This is a genomic window from Mycetocola sp. Y171 (assembly GCF_056713165.1).
The window spans coordinates 1,007,634-1,022,753 of record NZ_JBWYGX010000001.1; the positions used below are offsets into that span (position 1 = coordinate 1,007,634).

Here is a 15,120-nt window from a genome sequence, read left to right on the forward strand (position 1 = left end):
GTGGGCCGCCGCTCCGGTCAGGCGATCAGCCCGGCGAGACCGAATAGGGTGAGCGCCAGACCGAGGACGATGAACGTGACCCCGGTGATCAGGGCGACGTGGGTGAGGAGCCATTCCCTCAGGAGGACGAGGCTGCGCCGCACCACGGTGGTCCCGAACGCATAGGCGAGGACCGGGGCGATCATCGTGCTCGACGCCACGACGGTGAAGATGACGAGGGAGATGACGACACTGACCGGCTCGGGGTTGTTCCGCCAGATGATCACGCTGGCGGCGGCGGCAAGGATGAGATTCTTCGGCCGCAGCGCCGCGTATCCGAAACCGATCCCGGCCGCCCGCCACGGGCCGAGCCGGTCGAGCACCCCCATCCACGTCGGCAACGTCACAGTGGCTTCTCCCGCTGGACGGGATCGGATCTGCACGATCCCGATGCCGGCGAGCGCCACCCCGACGACAAGCGAACCGACGGCCACGAATGGCCTGGCTGCCTCGGGGTCGTGCTCGGGGAGCAGCGTCGACAGGACGGACAGCCCGCTGACAGCGGCCCCCACCCCGAGGAACCAGCCGGAGGCGAGGCCGATCGTGGCGCGGAAGCCGTCGGGGGACATCAGTTTCAGCAGCAGCCCGGCGAGCGGGATCGGGCTGATCGCGATCGCCAGCGCCAGCGGAATCAGCTCGGGGATGTTCGTCAGCATTCTCCGACGCCTCCCGGTGTCACTGGAATGCCGATGTCAGTCGGGCCAGGTTGTCGCTGACCTTCTGACCGACGGGGCGCGAGATCCAGTCGGCGAGTTCCAGCCGGTCGCTGTTCGCGCGGTATCCGTCCTCGACCCGTCGCATCCGCTGGACGACATCCGCCCCATGGACGAGGACGGAGACTTCCATGTTGAGGCTGAACGAACGGATGTCCATGTTGCTCGAGCCCACGACAGCGACGTCGTCGTCGATGGTGAAGTGTTTGGAATGCAGCACGATCGGCGCGCGGTACAGGTAGATGGCCACCCCGGCGCGGAGAAGGGCTTCGTAGTACGACCGCTGGGCGTGGTAGACCAGCGCCTGGTCGCCGATGGCGGAGACGAAGAGTTCGACGACGACGCCGCGGGACGCAGCCGTGAGTATGGCCAGCATCGTCGACTCCTCCGGCACGAAGTACGGACTCGTGATGCTCACCCTCTCCTTCGCGTTGTGGATGAGCATGGCGTAGAGCTTGAGGTTGTTGTCGTTCTCGAAGCTGGGGCCGCTCGGCAGCACCTGCGCATCGAGAAGCGCAGCCTCGTCCGCGAGCACCACAGGGGAGGTGTCGAGCGGTAACTGTTCGTCGGTCTCGCTGTACCAGTCGGTGACGAACACCGCGTTGAGCTCGCGGACCACAGGACCCTGGAGCCTCACCATCAGTTCATGCCAGAGCAGTCCCCTCGCGACGTTCTTCGGCTTGAGGTAGCTCGCGTCGATCAGGTTCTGCGAACCGGTGAAGCCGACGCGGCCGTCGATGACGAGGAGTTTGCGGTGGTTGCGCAGGTCCGGGCGCTGCCATTGTCCGCGGAACGGGCGGAGTGGGAGCATCGCGTGCCACTCAGCGCCCATCCCGGCGAGCGCGGAGAGCGTCTCCCGCCGCCGCGGGTTCATCAGCCCGGACAGGTGATCGGAGAGGACCCGGACGGTGACGCCGCGGGCGGTCGCCCGCCTGAGCGCGTCGAAGAACGGTTGGGTGGTGTCGTCGAGCACGAGGATGTAGAACTCCACGTGCACGTAATCCGTCGCGGTGTCGATGTCGTCGGCCATGGCTGTGATGGAGCCGGAGTAGTCGTCGAGCAGGTCAGCCCGGTTGCCGCCCACCATCGGCAGGGCACCGAGGGTGCGATTCAACTGCACCGCTGAGGCCAGCCAGGCCGGCCACTCGTCGCGATGCGACACCTGGGAGAGCCCCTCCGTCCTTTCGAGGACGCGCGCGTTGATCTCCCGTTGTTTCTCCCGTCGCGCTGAGGGCAGGCGCCCCACCCCGACGAGGAAGAAGGCCAGAGCCCCGAGGAAGGGAATGAAGATGATCGTCAGGATCCAGGCGATGGCGGCCGACGGCCGCCGGTTGGCGGCGATGAGCACAGCGGCGATGAAACCGACTACCGCGTGGATCGCGACCAGCAGGAGGGTGACTGTCTCGGCGTCCATCACGCTCCCGTCATCGGAGGTTCTGGGTCGGCACGACGACTTTCTTCAGGATCAGGAGAACGGATGCCGTGACCGGGCACGCGATGAGCGCACCGAGCAAACCGAGCAGGGTTCCTCCGATCAGCGCGCCGATCAGCACGAGAGATCCAGGGATGTTGATGGCCTTGCCCACGATCCTCGGCGTGAGCACATACGACTCGACCTGGACGTAGGCGAGCATGACGAGGAGAACGATCAGTCCGGTCATCGGCGATGTGAACAGCGCGACCGTCGTGATGATGATCATGTTGATGACGCTGCCCACGAGCGGGATCAGGGTGATCGGGAAGGCGAGGGCTGCGAGGACGGGGGCGAACTGCACCCCGCATGCGGTGAGCAGGAGAAAGGTGAACACGGAGTTCATGGCGGCGAGGATCACCATGCCACCGAGATACTTGCCGACGGATGCCGTGATGGTCTCAGACAAGTCGATGAACGACTCTCGCTTCGACGCGGGGACGAGAGCATAGCCCGCGTGTTTGATGCTCTCCAGCCCGGCGACGAAGTACAGCGTCAGCACGATCACGAAGACGGTCCCGGCCACACCGTTGAGGAAGCCCGCGCCGACCCTGAGGGCTCCCCCGCCGACGGCGAGCCAGACGTTCGGGTCGGACGCCGCCTGCCCGAGCCACTCGACGCCCGGCGTCAACGCGCCGCCGAGCGCCTCGTTGATGGAGGTGAACCAGTCCTGGTCTTCGATCTGGTCGATGCCTGACGGCAGGTATTTCGCCAGTTCCGCTGACTGAGTGACGATGATCGGAACGATCAGCCAGGCCAGGAGCGCGACGACGAGGAGAAACGCCGCGAGGACACTCAGCACGGCGCCGCTGCGGGAGAATCCGCGGGATTCGAGTCGCTGCACGGTGGGATAGAGCCCAAGGCAGACGAAGAATGCGACAAAGATCAGTGTCAGCGCCGTGCTCAGTGACACGATCGCCGAACCGAGCAGAAGCGCGAGGAGGACGCCGAGTGTGGTGACGAAACCGAAGCGGAACGGCCCGCCCGACAGGATGTGGGTCCTGCGTGCGGCCGGGGTCGGCGGTGTGCTCTCGCTGCCCGCTGCGTGGGCTTCTGCTGGCATGACCGCGCTCCCGGATTCGACGCACCGTGTGTGCAGTCACCCTATGGCTGGCCCTGTGGCCGAAGTCCTCCGCTGGCGCGTCATTCCACTCCCCGATGCGCAGAATCGCGCCTCGTCGACATCAGGCGAATTCGTGCTGCGCCACGACCCGCGCGACACATAGTCTGAACCCGACGCCCCCCAGAGGAAAGAGCACCGATGACCGACCTCCTGATCGATGTGCCGGCGACGAGCGCCGCGCTCGCAGACGTGTACCGCGATCTTCACCGGCATCCTGAGCTCTCGTTCTCCGAGCACCGCACCAGCGGGATCATCGCCGAGCACCTCACCCGGCTGGGGATCGAGGTCCTCACCGGCATTGGCGGGACGGGAGTGGTCGGCATCGTGCGGAACGGTCAGGGCCCGACCGTGATGCTTCGCGCCGACATGGATGCCCTCCCTGTGCGCGAAGACACCGGACTGGACTACGCGAGCACAGACCGTGGCATCGACCCCGACGGCCGCGACGTGCCGGTCATGCACGCGTGCGGACATGACGTCCACGTCACCTGCCTGCTCGGAGCCACAAGCATCCTCGTCGGTCATCCGGATGCCTGGACGGGCACGCTCGTCGTCGTGTTCCAGCCGGGCGAGGAACTCGGCCGCGGTGCGACGGCCATGATCGAGGACGGCCTCTTCGACCGCGTACCGACGCCGGATGTGGTGCTCGGCCAGCACGTCGCTCCTGCGCCTGCAGGGGCGGTCGGCGCCCACCCGGGAGCGGCTTTCGCCGGGACGGACGCAATGAGCGTTCGCCTGTTCGGGCGTGGGGGTCACGGCTCCCGCCCCGAAACGACGGTCGATCCCGTCGTCATGGCGGCTTCGACCGTGATGCGTCTCCAGACCATCGTCTCGAGGGAGGTCGCCGCAAGCGACACGGCCGTGGTCACCGTCGGCCAGATCCAGGCCGGCTCGAAGAGCAACATCATCCCCGAAGAGGCGACGCTCGGGATCAGCGTCCGGACGACGGATGCCACGATTCGCGAGCGGGTCCTCGGCTCGATCACGCGCATCATCCGGGCGGAGTCGGCGGCTGCCGGTGCTCCACGTGACCCCGAGATCGTTCCCCAGGAATCCTTCCCTCCTCTGATCAACGACGCGGATGCCACGCGGCGGGTGATCGACGCGTTCCGTGCGGCATTCGGCCCCGGGTCGATTTTCGAACCGGGGCCGGTCACCGGTAGCGAGGACGTCAGCTTTCTCGCCACCGCAAGCGGCGCACCGCTGGTCTTCTGGCTGCTCGGCGGAACCGACCCGGGCGAGATCGCCGCCGCTGTGGCGAAGGGAACGATGGACAGCGACATCCCGTCGAATCACTCGTCGCGTTTCGCGCCGGTCATCCACCCCACCCTCGACAGGGGAATCGCCGCTCTTCTCGTCGCCGCAGGCCAGTGGCTCGTCACCGACGCGGACCACAGCACGCTCTCCGACTGACGGAGTCTGTGTTCCGGCGTGCTGCCAGCGGTTACTCTGGGGACATGGCTTCCAACAAGACCCCCCAAACGATGAAGCCGGAGACGGCCGCGAAAAAGCTGAACGTCTACCTCCCGGCGACTCCAGACGATTTCAAGGGCGGACCGGTCACCCGCGAACAGCTCAACGAGCTTCTCGCCAACCCGCCCCAGTGGCTCGTCGACCTCCGCAAGAACGGACCCCACCCGCGTCTCGAAGTCGCCCGCAAACTCGGCGTCTCCGTGTCAGGCCTCGCCCGCGCCGAGATCACCGAGGCGCTCACGACCGCCGAGATCACGGCACTGCTCGAAGCGCCGCCGGCCTGGCTCGTCACCGAGAGGGCCACACAAGCGGAGGTGCGTGCCGAGAACACCCGCATCAACGAGCGGGATGCGCAACGCGAAGCGTTGCGCAAGGCGGCAGCCTCGAATCAGGAATCCTCGGGAACCTGACGGCGGCCCCCAGCGATCTCCCTCGGTTGCAGAGAGAACGGCCCGCAGAGCGCAAGCTCTGCGGGCCGTTCTCGTTGTCAATTCCTAGGCGCGACGCGTCCGGCGAACCAGCACCAGTGCGGCACCCGCTGCCAGGAGCGCTCCGGCGACGCCGAGCAGCCAGCCGCTGTCAGCTCCGGTAGACGGAAGCTCCGTCGCAGCCGACTTCACACCGACGGGCGTCGGGCAGTCCTGCTGGGCAGCGTCCCGATCCGCGGTGGTGACGGTGGTGACAGGCTTGGTCGCCAGCCACGAGTTCGAGTCGGAGTCGTAGGCCCATCCGGTCGAGATCGTCGTGGTGGTCGTCGTGATGGTGTCCGTGTCGCAGTTCGCGTCGTCGACGGAGGTCGACGTCACGACGGGCTCAGGCTTCGACGGAACGGTGCCCGGTGACGTGGCGCAACCGGCCTCGACGGAATCGAGCTGACCGTCGAGACGTCCGGTGAAGGTCGCCGTCGTCTCCCCGTCCGCGAACACATGGCCGGCGTCGGCGGTGGCGACCACCGAGTAGTCGGCCGGTCCGGTGACCGCGGTCGGCGTGGACCAGGTGGCGTTCACTGCTTCGCCCAGCTCGAGGCGGGCGGGCACGTCACACGTGGGAGTGGTGACGTGCACAGCCGCCGTGGCATCAGCGAGGACCGGCGGTGCGGTGCAGGCGTCGGTCGTTCCTTCGAAGAACCTGTCGTATCCATTGTCGAGCGCATCGACGGTCACGGTGTACTCGTGACCGATCGTGGTGTCGGCGAAGTCATACCGGCCGGCGAAGGCAGCGCCGAACTCGTCGTTCGCAACCTCCACGCCGTCGATGGTCACGACCACGGCGTTCGGTGTCGAGTCGCCGGCGGTTTCCGAGTAGTTCTCCAGTGTCACTGTCACGCCTGTGCACGTCGGGTCGACTTCGGGCGTGTGGGCGCTGGCGGGTGCAGTTCCGGCCAGGAGCACGAGTGCGGCTCCGAGGAGGATGCTTGCATTGAATCCGGCCAGCAGTTTTGTACGAGTCTTCAAGATGTCCATTTCCGGACGCGAACCGAGGTCTAGGGGCCGCGAAAAGCGTCGTTTCGGCCCGGCACGAGAAGCGGGACCAGAACGCGTCGGGGACACGGAAGTTGCCCGCAATCGGGCAGGGCGTACGCCGGTCGCGAAGACCGGCGTCAACACGGAAGGAAGATTCCCCCCGCCGTTTCATCCTGTCGAGTTCCCGTCAGGTTCACCCACCGAAATCACACAATTCCGCTGGCCAACCGCAGTTTTGGTGCAGTATTGCCGCAGGATGGCCACCCCACGACGGGGGCCAGGTCCATTCTGCCGGTGGACCCTCAGACGGGGGGCCAGCGTTTCGGTCTGGTCCGCCCACCTCGAACGGGCGGACCAGACCGCCGATCAGGCCGCCGACCAGCCGCCGTCACTGGCGAGGATGACGCCATTCACGTTGACACCGTCATCGCTGAGCAGGAAGGTGATCGACGCCGCGAGCGCATCGCCTTCGACGGCCTCGGGCATCACGGCCATGCCGGCGCGCACGCGCTCCGCGCCCAGCGCGGAGGCGAAGGTCGCTTCGATGTTGGTGATCGTGGGGCCGGGGGCGACGGCATTGACGCGGATGCCACTCGGCCCGTACATGAAGGCGCTGCTCTTCGTGAGACCGGCGACCGCGTGTTTCGACGCGGTGTACGCGGCTCCGGCCGCCGACCCACGCAGCGCTGCCTCTGAGGCCACGTTGACGATCGAACCGTACTGGCGGGCGAGCATCGACGGGACGACGGCGCGCATGAGCTTCATCGTGCCCTCGACGTTGATGGCGAAGACGCGCTTCCAGACGGCATCCGACACCTCGTGCACCGGGGTCATGTCGTCCATGATGCCTGCGACGTTCGCCAGGGCATCGATGCGGTCACCGGCAGCGGCGACGATGGAGGCGATCGCGGCGTCATCGGTGATGTCTGCGGCGACGGTCACGACATCGGCCTCGGGCAGCTCGGCGGCGAAGTCGTCGAGGCGTTCGCGTGAGATGTCGACGGCGATGACGCGGCCGCCTTCACGGGCGACCCGCGAGGCCGTCGCCCGGCCGATGCCCGATCCAGCACCGGTCACGATGACGGTCTTGCCGGTGAAGCGCCCGGCGCTCACCTTTTCGACCCACTCAGGACGTTCGACAGCAGCGACGCCCGTGTCCACGCTCGCCGTTGCGACCGGAGCATCTGCCGATGCGGATGCCGGGACCTCGCCTGCTTCGGCCTTGCGGACGAGTTCGTCGATCAGTTCGGGCGGGAATGAGCCCTTGCTGAGCTTCACGAGCCGCCTGATGGCGAGGCGGCGGACCGGACGGAGTGTGTCGGCGCTCTGGCCGGCCTGTGTGAGGAGGTCGCGGAGGATCGGACCGCCGACCGGGTGGTCGAGCCAGGTGCCGACCGAGGAGTCGCCGGAGAGTGTGGTGGTGGGGGCCATAGGGGTTCCTACTTTCGTTTCGGGTTGTGCGTGGGCGCGGTTTCGGCCGGTCAGGGTTTTCCGGCCGGCCACTGCGCTGTCGTACCGGACAACACTGTCCGGTTGTAGGCTACACGGGTGGAAGCGCAGCCGAAAGCAAATCGAGGACCGAGCGCTGGGCCCGAGAATCGCCGGGCTCTGATCTCGGCAGCACGCGACGTCTTCGCCGCCGACGGCCTCGCTGCCCCACTCAGCGCCGTCGCTCGTCGGGCCGGTGTCGGCCAGGGCAGCCTGTATCGGCATTTCCCCGACCGCATCGCCCTCGCGGTCGCGGTGTTCGAGGAGAACATCGGCGATCTGGAGGAATTCGTAGCTGATGAGGGAAGCACCCTCGACGGCTTGCTCGATCGGGTCATCGAGCAGGCGCTCGTGTCCACGGCCTTCATCGACATGATCACGACCCATCCGCACGACCCGAGGGTGACCCACCTCGGCGACCGGCTGCGGAGCGTGGTGGAACGGATCGTCTCCCGGGAGAAGGATGCCGGCCGCCTGGGCGACCGCGTCGCCGTCGAGGACGTCGTGCTCGCCATTTCGATGCTGGCCAGCGTGCTCGCGCGAAGCGAGCCGGACGAGCGACGCGACATCGGGCGTCGGGCGTGGGCGCTGTTCCACGTGGCCTTCGCGGCCGGCTGAACCGAAGCCCACTGGGCACCAGAAATCTTCTCAGGGTGGGAATAACCCGCCCGGGGATGTGCTTGATGACAAGTACGCAGCAACTAGACGACCGGTCTATTGTACCGGGACATCACCATCGAGGAGATTGACATGGGTTCAGACACCAGAAACGTGATCGTCGACACGGCGGTCAGGCTGTTCCACACGAAGGGCTATACGGCGACGGGCGTTCTCGACATCACCAAGGCGGCTGGGGTCCCGAAGGGCTCGTTCTACCACTTCTTCGACAGCAAGGAATCACTCGCCCTCGAGGCGGTATCGCAGTACGCGGCGAACACGCGATGGGACCTCCTGGAGGGCCCGAGTGAGTCGCCGATCCAGCGAATCCGGGACCACGTCAACCACGTCGTCGAGATGGCTGCCACAGACGACTTCTCCAGAGGATGCCTTCTCGGCAACTTCTCGACGGAGATGCCGTCCCAGAGCGAAGCGGTCACGGAGGCCGTCGGGCAATCGCTCGCGGTCTGGAAACAGCGACTCGCGGCCACGATCGCCCAGGCGCAGTCGGCAGGGGAGATCTCCAGCCAGACGGATTCCGAGCGCCTTGCTCAGGTCATCATCGCCGGGCTCGAAGGTTCGATCGCCCACGCCAAGGTCCTCCGCTCCCAGGCACCCCTCGACGACTTCGTCGACGCGGTCTTCTCGAACATCCTGACCTGATCCCACGTCCCGCGACCGGCCTTTCGCCACCGCAACGGGAGCAGCACCACGAGGCGAAACCCATCGAACAACCATCAACAGGAGAAACACCCATCATGGATATGAAACTCGAAGTACTGGTCCTCCCGGTGTCTGACGTCAACCGCGCCAAGGCGTTCTACGAGAAAGCCGGCTTCCGCCTCGACGCCGACTTCGACATCAGCGAGGAGCTCCGCATCGTTCAGCTCACCCCTCCGGGGTCCGAGATGTCGATCATCTTCGGAACCGGGCTGACTGAATCGGCCCCCGGGTCCGTGCAGAACCTGCACCTCACCGTCACAGATATCATCGCCGCCCACGACGAACTCGCCGGCCGTGGCATCCCGGTCAGCGAGGTCTGGCACGACGCCGATGGTCTCTTCCACCGCCCGGGCGGACGGAACCGCATCAGTGGACCCGACCCGAAGCGCGCCGACTACAACTCGTTCGTCTCCTTCGAAGACCCGGACGGCAACGGCTGGTTCCTCCAGGAAATCGTCAACCGTGCTCCCGGTCGCTAGACCTGGCTCGCCGACAACAAAAAGGATTGACACGATGAACACGCACGAGATCGACGACACGACAACCGAGCTGGTTCTGGAAGCGCTGAAGAGCGCGGCAGAAGCCCACGGAAAGTTCGAAGCAGAAGTGCTTCACGGTGAGTACGACGTCGAATGGCCGGAGTGGTACGCCTCACACATAACCGGGTGGCTGCGCGAGCACGACCTGGTGCTCACGCAACGCACCGCCTGATCGCATCGGGGGCGCGGGAGCGCCCCCGATCGGCACCCCACCCACCTCGAAAACAGCCCCCGGAAAGGAACACACCATGGCTCTCCTGGATCGAATCCTCGGCCGCAACATCACCATCACCACCCCCGAACCGCCCACGGACGACGAGCAGGCCGTCGAGCGCTACGAGTACCTGCTTCGCACCGCGAAGCCTGACACCATCGAACAGGCCCACGTCGAGGCGTTCGAAAAGCTCACACCGGAGCAGCGCGACCTCGTGTTCGACCGGTTCGCCGCAGACCTCCCGGGTGGCGAGAGCCCCGCAGATGCAGCGCTGGCGAAGACCGCCACGCGTGCCGAGGCACGCGAACCCGGCATCCTCACCCGCACCTTCAGCGAAGACCGCACCCGCAACGGGAACAACGATGCCTTCGGCAGCTCGTTCCTGGGGAGCTTCGCCACCTACGCGATCGCTTCGACCGCGATCGACGCGATTTTCTGGGCCGGCCTCATCGGCACCACCGTCGTCGCGAACACGGCCGCCTCCCCTGACACTTCCGACTCGACCGACGCCGGTGGAGACAGCGGTGGCGGGATGGACTTCTTCGGCGCGTTCGACTTCTGATTGTCCCGCCGCCGCGAGCGGCTCCCCCAGCACACAACACCCCACGAAACGGATCACTCATGCACAGCACCGAATTCGACCTCATCGTCCTGGGTGGAGGTGCGGTCGGCGAGAATGTCGCAGACCGCGCAGTCCAGGGTGGCCTCTCCGTCGTCCTCGTCGAGAACGAGCTGGTCGGAGGCGAATGCTCGTACTGGGCATGCATGCCATCCAAGGCCCTGCTCCGCTCCGGACAGGTCCTCCGCACCGCGCAGCGCGTGCCTGGTGCTGCACAGGCGGTGACCGGAGAACTCGACGTCGATGCCGTGCTCGCCAGGCGGAACTCCTTCACCAGCAACTGGTCAGACGCAGGGCAGGCCAAGTGGCTCACGAAAGCCGGCATCGACCTCGTCCGCGGTCACGGCCGGATCACCGCACCCAGGGAAGTCACCGTCACCGCCGCGGACGGGACGATCACCGTCCTCACGGCGAGGCACGCCGTCTCGGTGACCACGGGCTCCAGTGCACTCATCCCCGACATCGACGGCCTTCGCGAGTCAACACCGTGGACGAGCAGAGAAGCCACCAGCACACAAACGGTGCCGCGCAGCCTGGCGATCATCGGTGGAGGCGTGGTCGCGGCCGAGATGGCAACGGCCTTCGCGAGTTTCGGCACCGCCGTCACCCTCATCGCCCGCAGCGGCATGCTCACCGAGTTGGAGCCATTCGCCGGTGAACTCGTCGTGAAGGCCCTCCGCAAGCAGGGTGCGACCGTCCTCCTCAACACCTCGACAATCCGGGTGAAACGAACCGGCACCGGCGTCGAGGTCAGGACCGGGGACGGCCAGACCATCCGCGCTGAGGAGGTCCTCGTCGCCGCCGGTCGCACTCCTCAGACTGGTGACATCGGTCTCGATGCCATCGGACTCACACCGGGCCAGTGGCTCGACACGGACGACACCATGCTGGTGCGCGGATACGACTGGCTTTACGCCGCCGGTGACGTCACCCGTCGAGCGCTCCTCACCCACCAGGGCAAGTACCAGGCGAGGGCATCCGGAGATGTGATCGCAGCGCGCGCTACCGGCAAGCCGGTTTCGGATGCAGCGTGGGGCACCCACGTGGCGACCGCAGACCATGAAGCCGTTCCTCAGGTGACGTTCACTGACCCTGAGGTCGCGTCAGTCGGGCTCACGGCGGAGGGCGCGCAGGCTGCCGGGTACAACGTCCGAGCCGTCGACTACAAGATCGGCCACGTCGCCGGGGCCAGCCTTCGAGAGGATGGCTACGCAGGAATGGCGAGGATGGTCGTCGACGAGGACCGGAAGGTCGTTCTCGGCGTCACATTCGTCGGCCCGGATGTGAGCGAGCTGCTCCAGGCCGCGACAGTGGCGATCGTCGGCGAGGTTCCGCTTGACCGTCTCTGGCACGCCGTCCCCGCCTACCCGACCGTGAACGAGATCTGGCTGCGGCTGCTCGAAACCTACGGTCGCCCCGCCGCGTGAGTGCGCGATCCACACTCGAAGCACGGATCGGTTCGCTTGCCGATCCGAGTGCCGTGCGCACTGCGGGCGGCTCGTTCGATTTCCGGCTCCGCGTTGATTTCGTGCTGACGGATGGCCACTCGGAGCGAGGCTCCGAGAAAGGCGGCAGCCAACCCCAAGGAAATCTCGACAACGGGACGGCGACCCCCAGCCATAGGAACACGCAAAAACCCCCACTTTTCAGTGAGGGTTTCGGTGGCGGAGACGGCGGGATTTGAACCCGCGGTCCCCTTACGAGGACTCCACCTTAGCAGGGTGGTGCACTAGGCCGAACTATGCGACGTCTCCATGCGCGACCGTCTGGCGGACGCACGGGGTTAATCATAACGGGCAAACCGCCGCCCGCCGAATTGACGTCACGCGACCGGCACCCGATTACCGGTTCGCGACTGAGCAGGTCTGCTGAAGCGCAGTCTGGCCCTGCAATCCGTCGATCACGTCGGACACCGCCGTGGGCGGAGGCGTGGTCCCTGGGGTGGCAGGCGGCGTCGTGGGCACCGGAGCATTCGGGTCGGCCTCGACTCCCGTGCGGTTGGCGTCCGGGTCGGGAGAGAACGGCTGGTCGGCGGCGATCCGCGAGAAGAGCTCGTCAGCGAGACTGCTGAGGGGAATCACCCGGTTGCGGTCGTAAGGGTCGTCCATCACCGGGTACTGGATGAGGTTGAGCTTGTCGAGGTCGATGGTCTGCAGGGTGCGGGCCATGGCGACCATTCTGGTCAGGTTGGTGAGCGAGGTCGACAGTTTGACGTTCTTCGCCGCCACCTGAGCGAGAGCGTACAGCTTCCCCACATCCGTCAGGGTGTCATTGCTCTTGATCGTGCGCACCAGGGAGGAGATGTACTGCTGCTGACTGGCGATGCGTGACAGGTCGCTTCCGTCGCCGACGCCGTGGCGCGTGCGCAGGAACTCGAGGGCGGTCTCGCCAGAGACCACCGTCGTGCCTGCGGGGAGGTCGAGCCCGGAGCGGCGGTCCTTGACCGCTGCGGTGAGGCAGACGGGAACCCCGCCGACGGCATCCGTCATCTTCACGACGGAGGCGAACGACATGAGGGCCGCGTACTCGATGTTGAGGCCGGTCAGCTCCGAGATCGTGGCGACGACACACGACAGCCCTCCGCGTTCGAACGCGGAGTTGAGGGGCTGCGCCCGCATGGCCCCGTGGTTCTCCCCGGTCTCCGGATCGGTGCACGTGGGGTGCGGAATGACGAGGTCGCGCGGGAAACTCACCACGACGGCGGTCGAGTGGTCTTCTGACACGTGCAGCAGCATGTTCACGTCGTTCAGCGTGACGTCGCGCCGTCCGTACGCGTTCCCCTGCTCAGGGTCGTTGTCCGCTCCGACGACGAGTAGGTTGAATCCGCCCTCGAACGCGTTGATGTTCGGGACCTCGGGGAGCGGCGTGTTCTCATCATCGGGCTGGCCGATGTCGATCGCGTTGGAGGTGACGTTCGAGGTGAGGTCCCAGACGACCCAGGCGGCAACCGATACACCGCTGACGAGCACGACGGCCAGGACGATTCCGATGCCACGGAAGAGAGTCGCGACCGCGCCTCGACGCGGCTGACGGCCGTGTTTGACACCCGCCTGGTTTCTCTTCGACCTGCTCACAGAGCAACTCTAGGGGGCAGACAGCCGAGGGGAATCCCCTACTGACCGGGATGTCTAATCGTTACCCTTCGAGCAGGTGTAGTCGCCGGCCGTCTGGCCCTGGACGGATTCGTCGAGCACGACGCCAGGGGGTGTTGCTTCGCCCGTGGGCGGAGCCGTGGTTTCCGGGTCCGGTGTTTCAGCGACGGGCGCGTTCGGATCAATGACGGAACCCGGGCCGGTCTCACCGGTGAGGGTCAGTGGCTCGTCCGCGGCGAGGGCGTCGAACAGCTCGGTCGCGGGCCCCTCGAGCGGGAGGACTCCCTCGTAGCCGTTGATATCGCCGTACTCGGTGGGGTACTGGGCGAACACCACCTGGTCGAGCGGGATGTTCTTGAGCGCCATGGCGATCGACACCATCGTGTTGAGGTTCGACAGGCTCGTCGACAGGGTCATGTTGCTCGCTGCCGCCTTGGCGATACCGAACAGCTTCGACGGGTCGGTCAGGGTCTCGCTGCTCTTCAGCGTGCGAACCAGAGACGACAGGAACACCTGCTGGTTGCTGATGCGGCCGAGGTCGGAGCCGTCACCGACACCGTGGCGGGTACGCAGGAACTGCAGGGCAGCCATCCCCTGGAGAGTGTGCGTGCCCGCGTCGAGGTAGGTCTCTGTCCGCCAGTCGTCGATCGGCTCGGCGACACAGACGTCGACACCACCGACGGCGTTGGAGAGTTCGATCACTCCGCCGAACTTGACCTCAGCCGCAAACGGGATGCTCAGACCGGTGAGCTTCTCGACCGTGAGTACCGTGCACGCCAGTCCGCCGTACGACAGTGTCGTATTGATCTTCTGCGCAGCCATGGCGTCGTACGTTCCGCCGTCCTCCTTCGGGCAGGAGGGGATCGGAACGAACATGTCTCGGGGGAAGCTCACCACAGTTGCCGAGGTGTGATCCTCGGAGATGTGCATGAGCATCGTCACGTCGTTCAGGGTCGCCGAGTCCTTGTCGACATCGCCGAAGACGGCATCCTGACCTGAGCGGCTGTCGCTGCCGACGAGAAGGAGGTTCACCCCTCCTTCGATGGCATCGATGTTCGGCGCGGCAGCGCCGGGTGTCTCGTTGGCGAGCGCGACGGGAGGAGCGACGCTGGAGGTGATGTCCCAGACCGCGTACGCCGCGATGGCGGATCCGCTGACGAGAACGACGGCAAGAGCTGCTGAGATGAACTTGGCGATCGTGCCCGCAGGTGTCGACTTCTTGAGCCGGCCATGGCGGGCGGTCAGCGGAGAACGCCGGGAACGGCGGACGGGTTCGCTCACGCAACGTTCCTTTCGCGACATGCTGGTGTCAGGTGGGGCTTCGGCGGAGGGCGTGGGATTCGAACCCACGAGACATTTCTGCCCACCAGTTTTCAAGACTGGCTCCATCGGCCGCTCGGACAGCCCTCCATGCACGCCGTTCGGGAACAGCGGGCAACGCTCGATTGTAGCCGATGAGGACTGTTCCAGAGTGACAGGACCTCCTGACAGGAGCCTGAATGACCG

15 protein-coding genes and 2 tRNA genes are annotated in these 15,120 nt (G+C 66.2%); 8 read left to right on the plus strand and 9 right to left on the minus strand.

Annotated elements, in window-relative coordinates:
- Positions 1-17: 17 nt before the first annotated feature.
- The 3 genes from AC1M2K_RS04750 to AC1M2K_RS04760 are packed head-to-tail and all read right to left on the minus strand — an operon-like array spanning position 18 to position 3,286.
- Entirely contained in the window at positions 18-695 is a 678-nt protein-coding gene (locus AC1M2K_RS04750) for a GAP family protein (RefSeq protein ID WP_480240042.1), read from the minus strand.
- A gap of 19 nt (positions 696-714) precedes the next feature.
- On the minus strand, positions 715-2,166 hold the full coding sequence (gene cls, locus AC1M2K_RS04755) for a cardiolipin synthase (protein ID WP_480240043.1): 1,452 nt from the start codon (positions 2,164-2,166) through the stop codon (positions 715-717).
- A 10-nt stretch (positions 2,167-2,176) separates the two neighbouring features.
- Positions 2,177-3,286, minus strand: coding sequence for an AI-2E family transporter (locus tag AC1M2K_RS04760; protein WP_480238248.1), 1,110 nt, complete (start codon positions 3,284-3,286; stop codon positions 2,177-2,179).
- Between the two features lie 198 nt (positions 3,287-3,484).
- Between AC1M2K_RS04760 and AC1M2K_RS04765 the strand changes: the two genes are divergently transcribed.
- Together AC1M2K_RS04765 and AC1M2K_RS04770 are read left to right on the plus strand one after the other, a co-directional pair.
- Positions 3,485-4,759 (plus strand): amidohydrolase, encoded by a 1,275-nt coding sequence (locus AC1M2K_RS04765; protein ID WP_480240044.1) that lies wholly within the window; start codon positions 3,485-3,487, stop codon positions 4,757-4,759.
- Positions 4,760-4,803: 44 nt separating this feature from the next.
- Complete coding sequence (locus AC1M2K_RS04770; protein ID WP_480238250.1) at positions 4,804-5,229, plus strand: DUF5997 family protein; 426 nt, start codon at positions 4,804-4,806, stop codon at positions 5,227-5,229.
- Between the two features lie 84 nt (positions 5,230-5,313).
- Here the strand turns inward: AC1M2K_RS04770 and AC1M2K_RS04775 are convergent, their stop codons facing one another.
- Both AC1M2K_RS04775 and AC1M2K_RS04780 read right to left on the minus strand, forming a co-directional pair.
- Positions 5,314-6,282, minus strand: a complete 969-nt coding sequence (locus tag AC1M2K_RS04775; RefSeq protein WP_480240045.1) for an LPXTG cell wall anchor domain-containing protein — start codon at positions 6,280-6,282, stop codon at positions 5,314-5,316.
- 366 nt (positions 6,283-6,648) lie between these two features.
- A complete protein-coding gene (locus AC1M2K_RS04780; RefSeq protein ID WP_480240046.1) occupies positions 6,649-7,713 on the minus strand; it encodes an SDR family NAD(P)-dependent oxidoreductase in 1,065 nt (354 codons plus the stop codon).
- A gap of 117 nt (positions 7,714-7,830) precedes the next feature.
- Between AC1M2K_RS04780 and AC1M2K_RS04785 the strand changes: the two genes are divergently transcribed.
- The 6 genes from AC1M2K_RS04785 (at position 7,831) to AC1M2K_RS04810 (ending at position 11,949) form a co-directional block, all read left to right on the plus strand.
- Positions 7,831-8,388 carry a TetR/AcrR family transcriptional regulator gene (locus AC1M2K_RS04785; protein ID WP_480240047.1) on the plus strand — a complete coding sequence of 186 codons (558 nt, stop codon included), beginning with the start codon at positions 7,831-7,833 and terminating at the stop codon, positions 8,386-8,388.
- 132 nt (positions 8,389-8,520) lie between these two features.
- Positions 8,521-9,090: a TetR/AcrR family transcriptional regulator gene (locus tag AC1M2K_RS04790; RefSeq protein ID WP_480240048.1), complete on the plus strand. Its 570-nt coding sequence runs from the start codon at positions 8,521-8,523 to the stop codon at positions 9,088-9,090.
- A 95-nt stretch (positions 9,091-9,185) separates the two neighbouring features.
- Positions 9,186-9,629: a VOC family protein gene (locus AC1M2K_RS04795; RefSeq protein ID WP_480240049.1), complete on the plus strand. Its 444-nt coding sequence runs from the start codon at positions 9,186-9,188 to the stop codon at positions 9,627-9,629.
- A 34-nt stretch (positions 9,630-9,663) separates the two neighbouring features.
- Positions 9,664-9,861, plus strand: a complete 198-nt coding sequence (locus AC1M2K_RS04800; RefSeq protein WP_480240050.1) for a hypothetical protein — start codon at positions 9,664-9,666, stop codon at positions 9,859-9,861.
- A 76-nt stretch (positions 9,862-9,937) separates the two neighbouring features.
- Positions 9,938-10,465 (plus strand): hypothetical protein, encoded by a 528-nt coding sequence (locus AC1M2K_RS04805; protein WP_480240051.1) that lies wholly within the window; start codon positions 9,938-9,940, stop codon positions 10,463-10,465.
- A gap of 59 nt (positions 10,466-10,524) precedes the next feature.
- Positions 10,525-11,949, plus strand: coding sequence for a dihydrolipoyl dehydrogenase family protein (locus AC1M2K_RS04810; RefSeq protein ID WP_480240052.1), 1,425 nt, complete (start codon positions 10,525-10,527; stop codon positions 11,947-11,949).
- Positions 11,950-12,184: 235 nt separating this feature from the next.
- Here AC1M2K_RS04810 and AC1M2K_RS04815 read toward each other — a convergent pair.
- The 4 genes from AC1M2K_RS04815 to AC1M2K_RS04830 all read right to left on the minus strand — a co-directional run bounded on the left by AC1M2K_RS04815 (position 12,185) and on the right by AC1M2K_RS04830 (position 15,024).
- Positions 12,185-12,276: transfer RNA gene (locus AC1M2K_RS04815), tRNA-Ser, on the minus strand.
- Between the two features lie 87 nt (positions 12,277-12,363).
- Positions 12,364-13,596, minus strand: coding sequence for an LCP family protein (locus tag AC1M2K_RS04820; protein WP_480238259.1), 1,233 nt, complete (start codon positions 13,594-13,596; stop codon positions 12,364-12,366).
- 54 nt (positions 13,597-13,650) lie between these two features.
- Positions 13,651-14,895 carry an LCP family protein gene (locus AC1M2K_RS04825; RefSeq protein WP_480240053.1) on the minus strand — a complete coding sequence of 415 codons (1,245 nt, stop codon included), beginning with the start codon at positions 14,893-14,895 and terminating at the stop codon, positions 13,651-13,653.
- A gap of 44 nt (positions 14,896-14,939) precedes the next feature.
- Positions 14,940-15,024, minus strand: a tRNA-Ser gene (locus tag AC1M2K_RS04830).
- Positions 15,025-15,120: the final 96 nt, after the last annotated feature.